The following is a 14761-nucleotide window of genomic DNA, read 5'->3' as shown; positions in this document are numbered from 1 at the left end:
TCTCGTTGTCGCCGGGGGCCTCGTTTGCGAAGCAAACTTCGTCCCCCGGCTCCTAGAGCTCGACGAAATCTCGGCCCTAGAGCACGCGCCTCGATTCATTATTTCGCGGATCTCGTTGTTGCTAAGATCCGGGCTCCTCGCCGATGAAATGAGCGCGGCTCAGTTGTTACCTTGGTGCGGTTCGGCGTTCGACGAAGCGTAGTGAGGCATCCGCGGCGATCGCCAGGAGGCACGCGGCGAGGCTTCCGGCGACGATCATCTGCGGCTGATGCAGGGTCAGCCCGTTGAAGATCAGCACGCCGAGCCCCACGCCCCCGACGTAACCGCCGAGCGTTGCGATAGAGATCAAGGCGATCGCGGCGACTCGGACGCCGCCGATGAGTATGGGGAGCGCCTGCGGGAACTCTACTCGCAGCAGTACCTGGAACGGCGACATCCCGAGCCCCCGTGCCGCGTCGATCTGCGCCGGATCGACGGCATTGATGCCGGCGACGACGTTGCGCGCCAGCATGAACTGCGCGTAGACCACCAATGCGGCGAAGATCGGCGTAAAGCCAAGGCCGAAGAGTTCGACGAGCATCGCCAAGAGCGCGAGGCTCGGAATCGTATAGATAGCCCCGAGTATGCCCAGCAGCCAGGGCGCGACGTGTGGCCGCCGCGCAGCCCACAAGCCCAGGGGAACGGCAATGACGGCCGCGGCTGCGAGCGAGACGGCGACGATTTCCAGGTGCTCGAGCGACAACGCCGCCACGCGGGCGGCGTGCGAGAAGAGATAGTTCATTGCGCCGAGCTTCGCAGTTGATCCCGAGTGTGCAGGAAATAGCGGCGATACACGTCGTCGCCCGCGTGCGTGAGATCGCGTACGTAGCCGGTCGCCGGGTTGTCGAAGAGCTCGAGCGGCTGGGCCGCCTGCTCGATGCGGCCCGAGCGCATTACCACGATGCGGTCGGCCAGACGAAACGCCTCGTCGACATCGTGCGTCACGAAGAGTGTCGTCGTCGTCAGTTCGCGCACGATGCGAATGAGTTCGCGCTGCAGCGAGGTGCGCGCCACCACATCTACCGCGCCGAAAGGCTCGTCCATCAGCAGCGCCCGGGGCCGGACCGCGATCGCGCGCGCTACGCCGATCCGTTGAGCCTCGCCGCCGGAAAGCTGGCTCGGGCGCCGATCTCGGTATCGCGCGGGGTCGAGCCCGACGAGTTCGAGCAGTTCGTCGACGCGCCGCGCGATCTCCGCGGGCTTCCAGCCCAGCAGCGACGGAACCACGCCGATATTCTGCGCAACGGTCATGTGCCCGAAGAGTCCGATTGCTTGAATGACGTATCCGATGCTGCGGCGGAGTTGCACCGGATCGAGTTCGGTCACGTCCCCTCCGTCGAGCAGGACGCGGCCCGCATCGAGGCTCACCAGGCGGTTCACCGTTCGCAGGAGGGTCGACTTGCCGCAGCCCGAGGGGCCGAGGATGACGACGAGCTCTCCGCCGCCCAGCTCGAGCGATACGCCGTCGACGGCGTTGCGATCGGAGTTTGGATAACGGACGACGACTCCGTCGAAAGCGATCGAAGCCGGCGTCACGTTTTCGGTTCCGCGCCGTGGCGCGATTTGAGAAACGCGGCCGCGACGTCGGCCGGGTCCTGTTGTCCGGTCTCGATCTCGGCGTTCATCCTGCGCGCCGCGCTGTCGGTGATCGCCGGCGAAACGGCGTTGAGAACGCGGGCGATCTGGGGCCGAGCGGTCAGGGCCGCGCGTCGCACGACAGGGGCGACGTTATAGGCCGACCAGAAGTGCTTGTCGTCACGCAGAACGACGAGCTCGTCGGAGGCGATAGCCCCGTCGGTCGTAAATGCGCTCGCGACGTCGGCGTTGCCGTCGAGCAGGGCTCGATACTTCAGTGCGATGTCGTAGGTTCGCACGGATGCGAATTGAAAGCCGCCGTAAGCGCGCTGCAGGCCCGGCAATCCATCGGGTCGGGCCAGGAACTCCTGAATCGTCGCGAGGCGGAGGTGCGATGCAGCGGCGGCGACGTCGGAGAGCGTGAGAAGATGACGCTTCGCCGAGATCTCTCGAGTCGTCGCGAGCCCCTGCGAATCGTTCATCGGCGACGGCGGCAGCCAAATGATGCCGTAGCGCTGCTCGAAGACTTGCGCGACGACGCGGTAGGCCTCGCGCGCGTCTGAAATCGGTGCGCGGTGCAAGACGTCGATGAGCGCCGTTCCGGTGTACTCGGGATAGAGATCGATATTACCGCGTCGCATGGCCGCCATTGCAATCTGCGTGGAACCGAGGTTGAAGATGCGCTCGACCCGCATGCCGGCGTTTTCCAGCGCCTGTGCGTAGATCTCTGCGATCAGAAAGGACTCGGTAAAGTTCTTCGAGCCGACGCGAACGCGAGAAGCATCGAACGCGCAGCACGGGAGCAGCGCTGGCCCGGCCAGCAGCGCGATGGCGCGACCGCGCGAGAAGTTCACCATCGCTCCGCCCAGCGCCGGCCCAGGAGGCCCAAGAGAAGATCGGCTCCCAACGCGAGGGCGGCAACCAGTGCGGCGCCGATAAAGAGCAGTGCCGCATCGTCGGTCTGTAGACCGCGAACGATCTCGTCGCCGAGGCCTCCGGCACCGATGAAGGTCGCCAGCGTGGCGCTGGCAATCGTCTCAGTCGTCGCGGTGCGCAGGCCGACGAATGAGACGGGCAGCGCCAACGGCACGACGACCCGGCCGAAACGCTGCACCGAGGTCATGCCCATACCGGCCGCCGCGTCGAGCGCGGCAGCCGAGACGCCGCGGATCCCGAGGTCCACGCTGATGACGATCGGCGGAATGGCGAGCAGCGCAAGCGCGACGATCGCCGGCGTGGTGCCGACGCCGAGCCAAGGCAGCAACAGCATCAGCACCGCGAGACTGGGGAGCGTGCGTCCGATGCCGGCCAAAGAAAGGACGGCGCCTCGCAGCCGAGAGGCTTGCGCGGCCAGAATTCCCAGCGGCAACCCCGCCGCTAGGGCCAAGCCCAGTGCGGAGAACGCGAGCTGCAAGTGCTCGCCCACGTGCGCGACGAGGTCCATCGAGGCCATCCCTGCCGTTTTTTGTCCAACGGAAGGCGAAACCCGGCCCCGAGAGCTAAGCAAAGAGACCACTTGTGATCGCGAAACCGCTCCCGGCCCAGCCAGCGCCTCCCACAGTCGCCCTCGACGACCCGTCGCTTTACATCAGCCGCGAACTCTCGTGGCTCGAGTTCAATGACCGAGTCCTTGAGGAAGCCCTCGACGCGCGCAACCCGTTGATGGAGCGCCTCAAGTTCGTCGCGATCTACGGTACGAACCTCGACGAATTCTTTATGATTCGCGTGGCCGCGATCAAGCAGCAGATCGAGGCGCAGGTCGTCCGCCGCTCCGAGGACGGGCGAACGCCCACGGAGCACCTCGCCGCCATCTCGGCGCGCCTGCGCTCGTCGCTCCCGCAGCAGATGCACCTGCTCAACGACGGCCTGCTCCCGGCACTCGAGCGTGAGGGCATCCGTCTGTTGCGCGTCGCCGAGCTCGACGACGAGACCCAGGCCGCGCTCGAGCGAACCTTTGACGACAGCGTCTTCCCGGTGCTGACGCCGCTGGCCGTCGATAGCGGGCACCCGTTCCCCTATATCTCGAATCTCTCGCTCTCGCTAGCCGTCGAGCTCGAGGAGCCCACCAGCGACGGTGTTGAGCTGCACTTTGCGCGCGTAAAGATCCCGCCGACCCTTCCGAGATTCGTGCCGGTCGAGGGCTCGAGCGAACGCACCTTCGTGCTGCTCGAAGACTTGATCGCCCATCATCTCGACGGGCTCTTCCCCGGAATGCACGTGCGGGATTCGTATCTCTTCCGGGTAACGCGCGACGCCGACCTGGATTTGCAAGAGGACGAGGCCGACGATCTGCTCCGGGCGATCGAGTCGGAACTTCGCCGGCGCCGCTTCGGCGAACCGGTGCGCCTAGAGATCGAGCGCGGCATGCCCGAGTACATGCGAGACTTCCTATGCACGTCGCTCGAGCTCGAAGCCGTCGATTGTTACGAGATCGAAGGGCTGATGGCGTTGAGCGATCTCTGGCAGATCGTCAACCTGCCCGGCTACGCGCACCTGCGCGACAAGCCGTTCATGCCGGCGATCCCCAAGCGTCTCATCGGCGTGACGGATATCTTCGCACAGATTCGCGACGGCGACGTTCTTCTGCACCATCCGTACGAGTCGTTCGACCCGGTGATCCAGTTCTTGCAGCAGGCCGCGGAGGACGAAAAGGTTCTTGCCATCAAGGCGACCCTGTACCGCACGTCGGGGAAGAACTCGCCGATCGTACGAGCGCTTTTGACCGCAGCGGAGAACGAAAAGCAAGTCGCCGTCGTCATCGAGCTCAAAGCGAGATTCGACGAAGAGAACAACATCGAGTGGGCCAAGCGCCTGGAGCGCGCCGGGGCGCATGTAGTCTACGGGTTTGCCAATCAGAAGGTCCACGCGAAGACGCTGCTCGTCGTCCGCGAAGACGAAGACGGACTGCGCCGCTACATGCACTTTGGAACCGGAAACTACAACGAGAAAACGGCGCGCCTCTACACGGACCTCAGCCTCTTCACCTGCCGCCCCGAGATCGGAACCGACGACGCGCAGCTCTTCAACGCGCTCACGGGTTTTTCGAAGGTTACCGATTACGAGGATCTTTGGGTCGCGCCGGTGACGCTGCACCGCGAGCTGATCGCGCGAATCGACCGGGAAACAGAGCACGCGCGCGCGGGTCGCCGCGCCGGCATCCGGGCAAAGATCAACGCCATCACCGAAGGCGACGTCGTGCGCGCGCTCTACCGCGCGTCGCAGGCGGGGGTACCGGTCGACCTCCTCGTCCGCGGAATGTGCGTCCTGCGGCCCGGTATCGCCGGCGTGAGCGAGAACATTCGGGTGCGCAGCATCGTCGGACGCTTCCTCGAGCACTCGCGAATGTTCGTCTTCGAAAACGGCGGCGAGCTGGAGGTTCACATCGCCAGCGCCGACTGGATGGGCCGAAACCTCGACCGCCGCGTCGAGCTGGCGGTACCGGTTTTGGACCCGGTAATGGCCGAGACGGTCGCTTCGCAAATCCTCTCAGTCTTGCTCTCCGACAACGTCAAGAGCCGCGAGCTGCAAAGCGACGGCAGCTATCGCCGCTGCACGCCCGGCACGGGTCAGATGCCCGTCGATGCGCAGCGCGTCTTTCTCACGCAAGCGCAAGCGCTCGCGTAATCATCAGACCAATAATTCGTTAAGACTGCGGTAAAGACGCCTTAACTCGCAGGCACGTAGCCGGCGAGTATGTACCGCCCCGGAAGCGGCTACTCCGGTGCGTTGCGTTCGGTACGCAACGAATTGTCCGTTCGCCTTCGGCTTTTCGAACTGCGCGATCGACGGCAGCAACGTCACCTTCGCGAGCTCGACGACGGCGCACAACGATCCGCGCCTCGGATTGGTCTGGCAGCCGTCGCACGACCTTGCCGTCCGGTTTGCGGCGGGCAGCGCGATCGCACCGCCCTACCTCGATCTGTTGAGCCAGGTGACGGCGCCGACCGCTCTTTGGGACCAGCAGACCAACATCGCAACCCTGACGAAGAACAGCGGGCAGCTGCTCCCGGAGACGGCCTTCGGGTACGATCTGGGTGCGGACTACCGGTTCAAGGACGGCGCGACGGTCGCATCCGGCGACGTCTATGAAAATAACCTCTTCAATCACTACTTCGGGGAGACGCTCTACAGCGGCATGACCTGCGCTCAGGCCCCGTACCCCTGCCTCTCCGAGAGTGGGATGAAGGCGCCCGGTGCGACGCCGCTCTACTACGCGCTCAACACCAACATCAGCAATTTCCGCTTTGAGGGGATCGAGTTGCAGCTGCAGCGCGCACCGCACGTTGGCTGGGGCTTCGATCTCGCCGGCTCGCTGATGCGCGGCTACGTTTATAATTTGCCGCCGTACTTCTATTGCAGCAGTCCCGGCCCACGCTGCCAATACAACCAGAATCTCAACATCATCGCGAATCAGAACCTCAACGGCGAGGGTATCGGTACGGTCGCCTTCTCGCCGTTTTTCGGTTTTGGAAGCACCGTCGGATCGCTCAATACGCGCATTCCGTACGCGCAAGGCAACGCGTCGCTCTCCTATGCGTTTCCCAACGGGGCCTACGCCCTGCTCGGAACGACGTACTACGGAAATAACAACTCGTACAACGAGCCGCCGTTTGGGTACGGGTACGTTACGCTGCGCTACTCCGTGACGCGCTCGCTGGCGCTGCAGATCTCGGGAAACAACATCTTCAACGCGTGGTCCGGCGTCGTGCCGATCTACGGAGGGGGCGTATCCATTCCGCTCGCCGGGGGCGGAACGGCGGCGACGCTCGGCAACGTCCTCGGACCCGCAACCTGGACGGTGCTGGTAACGAGCACCGGAGTCGCCCTTTAGAGCTTGTCCGAGATTCGCGCGGCTTTACCGAGGGCGAGGACCACGTTCCATTCATGCGGCATGACGGGCTGCACCGAAAGGCGCTGGCCGCGGCGTAGCAAGGCCATGCCCACTAGCCGCGGTTCCGCGCGTATTTGGGCGAGGGTGACGGGCCGGTCGAATGCTTTCTCGTACTCGACGTCGACCATGAACCAGATCGGCTTGTCCGGCTTTGCGCGTCCGTCGAAGTACTCGCCGGCGCGATCGAACTGCGTGAAATCGGGGTAGGCCGCTTTTACGACCCGGCAAATGCCGACCGCAGCCGGTTGGGCGATGCTCGAATGATAGAAGAGCCCCAGATCGCCGAGCTTCATCTCCATCATGTTGTTGCGTGCTTGAAAGCTGCGCACTCCCGTCCACGGCGTGTTGCCGTCCGTGCGAAGCTGTTCGAACGAATAGGCCCCCGGTTCGGTCTTGAACAGCCAGTAGCGCGGCATTAGGGCGCGCTGCTAATCGTTACCGCTTTGCTGACGCGCGAAGGGTGAAGAACGAGGTAGGCTTGGCCGCCCGCCGGGTACTTCCAGAGCGCGATGTTGCTGCCCGGCGTCGCGACGAGCGTATGACCGTCGATCCACGATTGTCCCGGCTCACCCGCGTGCCAGTTCTTGAACTGGCTCGATCCCAGAATCGTCGCCCGGTCTCCGGAGATCTTTAGGCGATAGATGTGCTCGAAGATGCGCTCTTTATTGTGCTCCGAGTCTTGGAACGACTGCAGCGCGAAGTGAGCGCCGTCCCATTGAACGTGGTCGACACCCCCGAGCGTCTGATCGAGGTTGATCGTTGCGAGTTGCCGGCTCCCCTTGACAAGTTCTACGCCGACATTGCCGCCGCTGGTCACGAACAGATCGCCGCCGGCATCGTACCCGGCTTGCGGATTCGCTCCGAGCGCGCGGCTCATAAACGTCGTCGGCGTGCCGTGCGCGCCCGCGTAGACTTCGATCATTGGTGCAAAGTTGCGGCTGTTGTAACTAGTGACGGCGAGATCGCCGCTCCCCCGGTCGCTCGAGCAGCTGACCGGGATTTCGCGCTTCGGAAGATTCAGCGTTGCGACCGGCGACGTGCCGCCGTGCGCGAACTCGTAGACGTAGCCCGCGGCCGACGGCTCCGCGCCGTTTTTGCCGGCGACGACGAAAACGTCGCCCGTTGCGTCGGAACACATGCCGTGAATCGTTGCCGCGGTGCTGAACGTGCCGATGAGGCGTCCGCCCGGATACGAATAAATCGTTCCTTCGCGCTGGGCGCCGACGTAGAGGAGATCGCCGCTGCCGCGAGCCGCCCGATGCGCAGAAGCCTGCTGTGCGGGCACCGCCGGAGCCGCCTGCATTTGGTTTCCCGCGCAGGCGGAGAGAGCGGCAAATGCAGATAGGCACGCCGCGCAGCGCGCCTTCTCAAGAAGCTTCAGCATACGGGCGCCTTTCGCGGGGCGTGAGGTATGCCCTGGCTATCCGAGCGCCCCCTATGCTATCGTGGGGGCGGCCATGCAGCAGCGAATTATCCGTGCGGCCGAGCACGGTTGGGAAGGTGTGGAACCCAGCGGTTACGACCCGAACGCGCCCCGTACGGGCGTCGCTCGTCACACGATCGTCGGAACCCGCAAGAACGATGCAAGCGAGCCGGGACCCAAGATGGAGTTGCGCTACTTTGAAGTGGCTCCCGGAGCCGCGTCGCGTCTCGAGAAGCACGAGCACGAGCACTACGTCGTCGTGCGGACGGGCCTCGGCTACGCCGTTATCGGCAACGACGTCACGGAGCTTAGCGCGGATGACGTCGTCTACGTCGGCCCACACGAACTACATCAGTTCGTCAACCGTGGCGAGACGCCGTTCGGCTTCTACTGTTTCGTCGAGAGTTGCCGCGATTTTCCGCAAGTCCCGAGCAGCGAGGAACTCGAGCGGCTGAACGCTTCGCCGGCTGGAGCGATCGCGAAGCCGAACGCCGTTCCGCCTCCGGTTAAACGTTAGGAGCCTAGGAGCCGGTCTCGACCGGGCGCGAGGTATCGGCGACCCACTCGCTCCACGAGCCGTTGTAGATGCGTGAGCCGGTGAGTCCCGCGTGTTCCATCGCCAGCACGTTGACCGCGGAGGAGACGCCCGAACCGCACTGATGGATCGTCCGTTGCGCGTCGAGCGCTGCCTGCGCGAACTCGCGCCGCAGGCTTTCGGGCGATTTCAGCGACCCGTCGGCTTCGAAGTTCGCTTTGAACCAGCGGTTGCGGGCTCCCGGGATGTGGCCGCCGACCGGGTCGATCGGCTCGGTCTCCCCGGAGAAACGCTCGCGTGCCCTCGCGTCGAGCAGCTGCGTCGCTTCGTCGTGCAGGTTGGCGAGAACGTACTGCGCGTCGACGACGAGTTCCGGGCGTAAGCGCACGCTGACGCGGCCTTCGCGCGCGGGCACCGACGGCGCAGCCGTTACGGAGTAGCCCGCTTTCGTCCACGCGGCGAGGCCGCCGTCGAGAATCGCCACCGAATCGTGACCGATCCAGCGGCACAGAAACCACAAGCGTGCGGCAAACATGTCGCCGCCCGCGTCGTAGGCAACGATTTGCGTGCCGTCTTCGACACCGAGCCCGGAAAGAAACTGCGCGAAGACTTGCGGATCGGGGAGCGGGTGGCGGCCGTTGCGGCCGGTTTTTTCGCCCGCGAGATCCTCCTCGACGCCGGCGAAGAAGGCGCCGGGAATGTGCGACTCCTCGTAAAGCCGCCGCCCGAGCGCAAAATCGCCGAGCGAGTGACGGCAGTCGATAACGACCAGTTCGGCTGAGCCGAGCCGTTCGTAGAGTTCCCGCGGGGCGACGATCGTCGTGAACGCCACGAGGCTAGTGCAGATTGATCGTTTGCTTGGGCTCGGGCGGCGCGGCTCCAAAGGCCTCCTCGAGCGCGGCCTTCAACTCCCCACTCTGCGCCATGGGTTCGAGCACGTCGGTATCTCCGTAAAATTTTCCGTTGATGAAAACTTTCGGCAGCGTCGGCCAATCGGTCAGCTCCGAGAGCGCTTCGCGCTTGGGAAGATTTTCCAAGACGTCGACTACTTCGAACGGATAGCCGTAGCGATTGAAGAACTCGATCGTCTCGAGCGTGAATCCGCAACGCGGAGCGGTCTTGGTTCCTTTTCCAAAAATTACGATGCGGGCGCCGGCAATCTCGCGCGCGATCTCCTCTTTCAAATCCTCGGGCATAAAACGAGTTCTCCTTAACTTTCGTCAACGATGGTCTTGAGTTCGACTGCATGAATGCGCCCGTCGTCGAGCGCCGCCCGCAGCGCGGATAGCACGAGCCGGTGCTGGTCGAGCTTCGACTGATCGCGAAAGGCCTGCGAGCGTACGGTGACGTTGAAATGGTCCATCGTTCCGGTTCGATCCTCGATGTTGACCTGCGCGTCGGGAAGCCGCGCGACGATGAGGCCCGCCAACGCGTCGTAGTCGATCACGATCGCAAACGCGGCGAGTTCGCGTTGAGGCTGTCCGCCAATTTACGCGCCTCGCCGAACGTTTCCGGCAGCCGGTCGGCGCTCTTCGAAAGCGCCGTCGTTACGCCGCCGGCGAGTATGATTCCGGTTACGCCGAGCAGGATCGCCGGGACGCCGGTGGCGCGCAGCGGGCCAATTTCGATCGTGAAGCTCTTTTGTACGCGCGCGAAACCGCGGAGAAGTGCGCGCAGCGTCCGCGCTCGATTATTCATGCAGCAGCGTTTTACGTCGAATCGTCCGGGAAGGCCTGGCACCCTTGCGGCCGAAGCGAGCAAGCCATGTTTTTCTGCAATGCCAAGGGAGCGCACGAATGACGAGGATGCGGGCCGTGCGGCTGCACGAGATCTCGGGGCCGCAGGGCCTGCGTCTCGACGAAGTTGCGCTGCCGGTGCCGGCGCCCGGTGAGGTACTCGTTCGAGTTCGGGCGGCGGCGTTCAATCGCCGTGACGTCTTCATCACGCAGGGTCTTTACCCGAAGATTGCGTTACCCGTGATCCTCGGAGCGGACGGTGCCGGCGAGCTCGTTGAAACCGGCGAGGAGGTGGTCATCGATCCGATGCTGGCGTGGGGAAATGACCCACGCGTCTGGGATCCCGAGACGGCAAACATCTTGGGCATGCCCCACGACGGAACGTTCGCGGGTTACGTTGCCGTACCGAAAGCCAACGTCTACCCCAAGCCGGCGAACCTCTCTATGGAGGAGGCCGCGGCGATTCCGCTCGCGGGTTTGACGGCCTATCGCGCGCTCTTCAAGCGCGGCGCCTTAACGCGCGGCGAAACCGTACTGATACCCGGCGTCGGCGGCGGCGTCCAGACCTTCGTACTGCTCTTTGCCAAGCACGCCGGTGCGCGCACGATCGTTACGTCGAGCAGCGACGCAAAGCTCGAACGAGCGAAGGCGCTCGGCGCCGATCTCTGCCTCAACTACCGCACCGATTCCGACTGGCGGAAGGCGCTTCGCGCCGGCCCGATCGATCTGGTCGTCGACTCGACCGGAGGGGAGACGCTGCGCGTGGCGCTCGAGGCCGTGCGGCCCGGAGGACGCATCGTTATCTACGGAGGAACCAACGGCGAAGCGAGCATCAAACTCTTCCCGCTCTTTTGGAAGCACGTAACGATCCTCGGTACGTCGATGGGAAGTCCCCAGGATTTTGAAGCTATGCTCGATCTCTTCGCGGCGGGTCTGCGTCCCGTCGTCGACTGCGTCTTTCCGCTCGGGGATGCGCCGGCCGCGGCGCAGCACTTGCTCGACTCCAATCAGTTCGGCAAAGTCGTACTAAACGTCGACGGCTGACGAGCCTTCCGGCGCGCCGTCGCACGTACCGTTGGGCGGGGGATCGTCTCGATAGATCGGTCCAGCGTGCGCGACCGGCATTCCCTCGTTGGGATAGAGTATCACCGAGACCTTCTCGTTCGGCGTTAACTCGCGTTCGCATTTGATCACCGCCCGGGATCGGGATTTCCCGTCGCCGCCGATCCAAAGATCGAACCACAACTTCTTGCAGCCGTTGCTGCCGCTGCCTTTCTTCGGACCGGACGCGGCGCAGAGGTCTTCGCGAATGAAGTACTGCTTGATGAACGGCACGTAGATCTTGATGCCGTAGGGAATCTGCTTGTCGTTCGCGCGTTCCGTTGCGAAGGTCGTCGGATTGCAGTACGTTCCGTCACCGCCCGCCCGTTTGTGGATGACGCCGTGGGCGATCTTATTGCCGGGCGGTGAGTTGTCCGGCCAGCCGTAGAAGGTAATCGTCGCGGAGACCGTCTGCGGATCTTGCTTGACGGCGTAACACGAGGCGTGATTCGCGGGCGCGGCGCCGGGAGGAAGCAAAGGGCCGGCGGACCGGCCGCAAGAGGCGAGCGCGACGACGATCGTAAGGAGGAGCCAGCGGCGCGGGCGCATCGGCATGACGCGTGGTTCGAAGCGCCTCAGGAGCCCCCTTCGGCGAGCCGGTATTCATCGAGCGACTCCAGACGCATTTGCGTGCCCAGCTCGGCTTCGAGAAGCGCCGCCTCCTCGGGGCCGACGATCTCTTCGAGATTCGGATTGAGCATCTCGGACTCTTCGGGACGCAGCGCGCGGCGTACGGGCGTAGACGTGACGCGACCCTCCTCTTCGAGCGCGAGAAGGTGCGCGAGGACCTGGCGCGCCATCGCCGGCCAAAGCGCGACCCGCTGCTGCGAGTAGATCGCGCGGACGAGATCCGGAATCGTGCGCGCTCCAACCCCCAGCGCGGCGACGATCTGTTCCTCGCGCATCTTCCGGTGCGCGATGTACTCGGCGATCTTTGCCGGGGCGTCGTCTACGACCGGTCCGTGGCCCCCGTAGATCGTACGCGCGCCGGCAAACTCGTCTGCCAGCCTCGCCAGTGTCTTCATATAGGGGCGCATCGCCCCGCCCGGGGGAGCGACGACGGTCGTTCCTTCGCCGAGAATCGTATCGCCGGTAAAGAGTGCGCGTTCCGAGGCGAGATAGAAGATCGCGTGATCGAAGGTGTGCCCGGGTGCGTCGATCGTACGCAGCCGCAGCGAGTTGACCGAGAGCTCGCCTTCGAGCGGGAGGTCGACGTCATGGGCGACTCGACACGCGGCATGGGCGTGAATCACCGCGCCCGTCATCGCCGCGAGTTTCGCGGTGCCGGCCGAGTGGTCGGGGTGACCGTGCGTCAAGACGATGTGGCGAATCGTCGCGTTGCGCGCGGCGGCGGCTTCGAGCAGGGCATCGACGTGCCGTTGCAGCGGCGGCCCCGGATCGATAACCAGCGCCGTGTCTTCGCCGCAGTCGAGCAAATACGAGTTGGTACCCGAGAGCGTCATCGGCGACGGATTGGGAGCGCTGACGAGCGTTACCATGCGTTTTCGAGCACCGCCGGAATCGCAAATTCGTCGTCGCCGTCCGTCGGCATGATCGTCAAAACCGGTTTGCTGCGCGCGTAGCGCTGCGCTTGCCCCAGGGAATCGAAGAGCGCCAGACGCTCGAGGTGTTTGATGGTCGGATAGACGAGATGCAGCTCTTTGTCGCGGTAGCGTTCGAGAGCGAGGCGCGGGGGGATCCAAATACCGTCGTGGGTTTCGTAGGCATCGGCTTGCGCGGCCTGGTTCGGCGGCGCGAGCGCAAAGAAGAAGTGCGTGTTATATCGGCGCGGCTCGCTGCGCGGCGTAATCCAGTGCGAGAAGAGCGTGAGGGTCCGCGTGTCGGCAAACCAATCGCGGCGGCGCAGATACTCGGAAAACGCGAGCTCGCCCGATCGCAGCGCAACCCGATCGCGTGCAGCCGCTTCCAAATCGGCGCCCGTCACGCCGACGGGGTGCTTGGCGGCGTCGCAGGCGAGGAGCACGCCCGCTTCTTCGAAGAGCTCGCGCACCGCGGCGACGAGCAGCGCGCGGCCGGCGTCGGTATCGACGGCCGGCTCGCTGGTCGACAGCGCCGCAGGAACGGTTGCGCGAAACTCTTCGCTGACGCGCTCGGCCTGCAGCCCCACGGCCCGCTCTCGCATGGCGGCCGAAGAGTCTTGCGCTTCGATCGTACCGCCTGGAAAGACGAACGCGTCGGGAGCGAACGCGCTGCGAGCGCTGCGTCGCGTTAGGTAGACCTCGAACGGCGCACGGGCGAGGATCACCGTAGCCGCCAAACGCACATCGTTCACGAAAGAGTAGCGTCCTGTCACCGCGTGGCGAAAACCTCTCGATGCGAGTAGCACTGGGAAGCGATATGGCCGGCGAGCTGCCGGAGGCGATCGATCGTTGGCTGCGCGAGCGAGCGCACAGCGTTCGCCGCTACGGAGCGCTGGCGCCGGGCGCAGACGACGCGTGGCCATCGGTGGGACGCAGCGTCGCCGAGGCGGTCGCCGCCGGCGAAGCCGATTTTGGGGTTCTCTGCTGCTGGACCGGCACCGGGGTGAGCATTGCCGCGAACAAGGTCGCCGGCGTTCGAGCGGCGCTCTGTGCCGACGCCCAGACCGCCGAAGGCGCGCGCGAATGGAACGACGCTAATGTCCTCTGCTTGAGCATCCGCGCCACGCCGCCGGCGCTCGCCGGCGAGATGCTGACCGCGTGGCTTGCCGCCTGCCCCACGCAAGACCCAGCCTACCGCGCAATGATCGACACCCTCCGCCACCAATAGGGCCATTGACCCATAGGACCGAGGGGAGCCTTTTCACGTTTTGCGGGCCGGGCGCTAGGAGCGCGGGCCCGCCGTGAACTCCGATCGTTCACAAGGGCCCGCGCGACAACGCGAACGGTCCGCAAAACGCGAAAAGGAAAAGCAGAGGGGTGGCGCGCTCGCGCCACCCCCTCATTTTCTGCCGTTTGCCGGAAAGTAGAAACTAACGCTACGCTTCCGGCACCGCTTCTCGGGCGGTTTCGGCGACCGTTCTCGCCGTCCTGACCAGAGACGCCGATTTTACCAAAATCATATCCCTTTACTCAATACGTCTGGAACGAAAATCCAGGCAGAGAGAGCAAGCAGTGCCCAATTCACCACGTGGGAGGTCCAACAATACGGGCAGCCTCGACGGGTTACGAAGAGCAGGGAGTAGCCCAGCACGACCGATGTGGCGGCTGCGAAGAAGGCCGCGGCGAGCAGCAGAATCGTCGCTGGAGGTCCGACGAACCACACGGCGATCGCGAGAAAGGGGTAATAAAGCGCGCCGAGCAGGGAATTAGGTACGCCAAAAAGGTGTGCCCGGGGCGTTTTAACGACGCTCGGTCCGAGAAGCTCGCCGCGCGCGGCGCGCCGGCTCTTGTGAAGCATGAAAAGCGAGGCGTAGAGCCCAACTCCGCAGAGAACCGTGATAATTCCGCGTACGATCATCG

Annotated in this window: 19 protein-coding genes; 5 read left to right on the top strand and 14 right to left on the bottom strand. The window is 64.5% G+C overall.

Going from position 1 to position 14761, the window contains the following annotated elements; all coding sequences use genetic code 11:
- Window positions 1–166: 166 nt before the first annotated feature.
- Genes VGG51_00160 through VGG51_00145 form a run of 4 tightly spaced genes read right to left on the bottom strand, consistent with a single transcriptional unit; the run spans window position 167 to window position 3067 of the window.
- Window positions 167–781 (bottom strand): ABC transporter permease, encoded by a 615-nt coding sequence (locus tag VGG51_00160; protein HEY1881437.1) that lies wholly within the window; start codon window positions 779–781, stop codon window positions 167–169.
- Window positions 778–1575 (bottom strand): ATP-binding cassette domain-containing protein, encoded by a 798-nt coding sequence (locus tag VGG51_00155; GenBank protein ID HEY1881436.1) that lies wholly within the window; start codon window positions 1573–1575, stop codon window positions 778–780. The genes VGG51_00160 and VGG51_00155 overlap by 4 nt, the downstream gene beginning before the upstream one ends.
- The gene (locus VGG51_00150; protein HEY1881435.1) at window positions 1572–2468 is read right to left on the bottom strand and encodes a glycine betaine ABC transporter substrate-binding protein; all 897 of its coding nucleotides are present in this window, start codon (window positions 2466–2468) and stop codon (window positions 1572–1574) included. The genes VGG51_00155 and VGG51_00150 overlap by 4 nt, the downstream gene beginning before the upstream one ends.
- A complete protein-coding gene (locus VGG51_00145) occupies window positions 2465–3067 on the bottom strand; it encodes an ABC transporter permease (protein HEY1881434.1) in 603 nt (200 codons plus the stop codon). The genes VGG51_00150 and VGG51_00145 overlap by 4 nt, the downstream gene beginning before the upstream one ends.
- A gap of 65 nt (window positions 3068–3132) precedes the next feature.
- On the opposite strand from VGG51_00145, the gene ppk1 reads away from it, so the two are divergent.
- The gene (ppk1, locus tag VGG51_00140; protein ID HEY1881433.1) at window positions 3133–5238 is read left to right on the top strand and encodes a polyphosphate kinase 1; all 2106 of its coding nucleotides are present in this window, start codon (window positions 3133–3135) and stop codon (window positions 5236–5238) included.
- 97 nt (window positions 5239–5335) lie between these two features.
- On the top strand, window positions 5336–6445 hold the full coding sequence (locus VGG51_00135) for a TonB-dependent receptor (protein HEY1881432.1): 1110 nt from the start codon (window positions 5336–5338) through the stop codon (window positions 6443–6445).
- Here the strand turns inward: VGG51_00135 and VGG51_00130 are convergent.
- Both VGG51_00130 and VGG51_00125 read right to left on the bottom strand, forming a co-directional pair.
- On the bottom strand, window positions 6442–6921 hold the full coding sequence (locus tag VGG51_00130; GenBank protein ID HEY1881431.1) for an EVE domain-containing protein: 480 nt from the start codon (window positions 6919–6921) through the stop codon (window positions 6442–6444). The two genes, VGG51_00135 and VGG51_00130, sit on opposite strands and share 4 nt — an antisense overlap.
- Window positions 6921–7889 carry a hypothetical protein gene (locus tag VGG51_00125; GenBank protein HEY1881430.1) on the bottom strand — a complete coding sequence of 323 codons (969 nt, stop codon included), beginning with the start codon at window positions 7887–7889 and terminating at the stop codon, window positions 6921–6923. Before VGG51_00125 ends, VGG51_00130 begins: the two co-directional genes overlap by 1 nt.
- Window positions 7890–7962: 73 nt before the next feature.
- On the opposite strand from VGG51_00125, the gene VGG51_00120 reads away from it, so the two are divergent.
- A complete protein-coding gene (locus VGG51_00120) occupies window positions 7963–8445 on the top strand; it encodes a cupin domain-containing protein (protein HEY1881429.1) in 483 nt (160 codons plus the stop codon).
- Between the two features lie 4 nt (window positions 8446–8449).
- On the opposite strand, the gene VGG51_00115 is transcribed toward VGG51_00120, so the two are convergent.
- The 4 genes from VGG51_00115 to VGG51_00100 are packed head-to-tail and all read right to left on the bottom strand — an operon-like array spanning window position 8450 to window position 10161.
- Entirely contained in the window at window positions 8450–9295 is an 846-nt protein-coding gene (locus VGG51_00115; protein ID HEY1881428.1) for a sulfurtransferase, read from the bottom strand.
- 4 nt (window positions 9296–9299) lie between these two features.
- The gene (locus VGG51_00110) at window positions 9300–9659 is read right to left on the bottom strand and encodes a glutaredoxin domain-containing protein (GenBank protein ID HEY1881427.1); all 360 of its coding nucleotides are present in this window, start codon (window positions 9657–9659) and stop codon (window positions 9300–9302) included.
- 14 nt (window positions 9660–9673) lie between these two features.
- Window positions 9674–9910 (bottom strand): BolA/IbaG family iron-sulfur metabolism protein, encoded by a 237-nt coding sequence (locus tag VGG51_00105; GenBank protein ID HEY1881426.1) that lies wholly within the window; start codon window positions 9908–9910, stop codon window positions 9674–9676.
- Window positions 9907–10161, bottom strand: coding sequence for a hypothetical protein (locus VGG51_00100; protein HEY1881425.1), 255 nt, complete (start codon window positions 10159–10161; stop codon window positions 9907–9909). The genes VGG51_00105 and VGG51_00100 overlap by 4 nt, the downstream gene beginning before the upstream one ends.
- A gap of 98 nt (window positions 10162–10259) precedes the next feature.
- Here VGG51_00100 and VGG51_00095 point away from each other — a divergent pair, with 98 nt between their 5' ends.
- Window positions 10260–11243 (top strand): NAD(P)-dependent alcohol dehydrogenase, encoded by a 984-nt coding sequence (locus tag VGG51_00095; protein ID HEY1881424.1) that lies wholly within the window; start codon window positions 10260–10262, stop codon window positions 11241–11243.
- Here VGG51_00095 and VGG51_00090 read toward each other — a convergent pair.
- From VGG51_00090 to VGG51_00080, 3 genes are read right to left on the bottom strand one after another with little or no spacing between them, the layout of a single operon-like run.
- A complete protein-coding gene (locus VGG51_00090) occupies window positions 11226–11855 on the bottom strand; it encodes a hypothetical protein (GenBank protein HEY1881423.1) in 630 nt (209 codons plus the stop codon). The two genes, VGG51_00095 and VGG51_00090, sit on opposite strands and share 18 nt — an antisense overlap.
- Window positions 11856–11875: 20 nt before the next feature.
- Window positions 11876–12799 (bottom strand): MBL fold metallo-hydrolase, encoded by a 924-nt coding sequence (locus VGG51_00085; GenBank protein ID HEY1881422.1) that lies wholly within the window; start codon window positions 12797–12799, stop codon window positions 11876–11878.
- Complete coding sequence (locus tag VGG51_00080) at window positions 12793–13593, bottom strand: hypothetical protein (protein ID HEY1881421.1); 801 nt, start codon at window positions 13591–13593, stop codon at window positions 12793–12795. Before VGG51_00080 ends, VGG51_00085 begins: the two co-directional genes overlap by 7 nt.
- 41 nt (window positions 13594–13634) lie before the next feature.
- Here VGG51_00080 and VGG51_00075 point away from each other — a divergent pair, with 41 nt between their 5' ends.
- Window positions 13635–14069, top strand: coding sequence for an RpiB/LacA/LacB family sugar-phosphate isomerase (locus tag VGG51_00075; protein ID HEY1881420.1), 435 nt, complete (start codon window positions 13635–13637; stop codon window positions 14067–14069).
- 288 nt (window positions 14070–14357) lie between these two features.
- Here the strand turns inward: VGG51_00075 and VGG51_00070 are convergent, their stop codons facing one another.
- Complete coding sequence (locus VGG51_00070) at window positions 14358–14759, bottom strand: vitamin K epoxide reductase family protein (GenBank protein ID HEY1881419.1); 402 nt, start codon at window positions 14757–14759, stop codon at window positions 14358–14360.
- Between the last annotated feature and the right edge of the window lie 2 nt (window positions 14760–14761).

This window comes from Candidatus Cybelea sp., assembly GCA_036489315.1.
In the GTDB taxonomy this organism is placed as follows: Bacteria; Vulcanimicrobiota; Vulcanimicrobiia; order Vulcanimicrobiales; family Vulcanimicrobiaceae; genus Cybelea.
This window is presented reverse-complemented; position numbering and strand designations above follow the sequence as displayed.

Excerpts from the sequence above, each read along its gene's own strand:
- VGG51_00095 (HEY1881424.1), top strand. The coding sequence starts at position 10,260 with ATGACGAGGATGCGGGCCGTGCGGCTGCACGAGATCTCGGGGCCGCAG.
- VGG51_00130 (HEY1881431.1), bottom strand. The coding sequence starts at position 6,921 with ATGCCGCGCTACTGGCTGTTCAAGACCGAACCGGGGGCCTATTCGTTC.
- VGG51_00145 (HEY1881434.1), bottom strand. The coding sequence starts at position 3,067 with ATGGCCTCGATGGACCTCGTCGCGCACGTGGGCGAGCACTTGCAGCTC.
- VGG51_00125 (HEY1881430.1), bottom strand. The coding sequence starts at position 7,889 with ATGCTGAAGCTTCTTGAGAAGGCGCGCTGCGCGGCGTGCCTATCTGCA.
- VGG51_00110 (HEY1881427.1), bottom strand. The coding sequence starts at position 9,659 with ATGCCCGAGGATTTGAAAGAGGAGATCGCGCGCGAGATTGCCGGCGCC.
- VGG51_00160 (HEY1881437.1), bottom strand. The coding sequence starts at position 781 with ATGAACTATCTCTTCTCGCACGCCGCCCGCGTGGCGGCGTTGTCGCTC.
- VGG51_00120 (HEY1881429.1), top strand. The coding sequence starts at position 7,963 with ATGCAGCAGCGAATTATCCGTGCGGCCGAGCACGGTTGGGAAGGTGTG.
- VGG51_00075 (HEY1881420.1), top strand. The coding sequence starts at position 13,635 with ATGCGAGTAGCACTGGGAAGCGATATGGCCGGCGAGCTGCCGGAGGCG.
- VGG51_00100 (HEY1881425.1), bottom strand. The coding sequence starts at position 10,161 with ATGAATAATCGAGCGCGGACGCTGCGCGCACTTCTCCGCGGTTTCGCG.
- VGG51_00070 (HEY1881419.1), bottom strand. The coding sequence starts at position 14,759 with ATGATCGTACGCGGAATTATCACGGTTCTCTGCGGAGTTGGGCTCTAC.
- VGG51_00085 (HEY1881422.1), bottom strand. The coding sequence starts at position 12,799 with ATGGTAACGCTCGTCAGCGCTCCCAATCCGTCGCCGATGACGCTCTCG.
- VGG51_00090 (HEY1881423.1), bottom strand. The coding sequence starts at position 11,855 with ATGCCGATGCGCCCGCGCCGCTGGCTCCTCCTTACGATCGTCGTCGCG.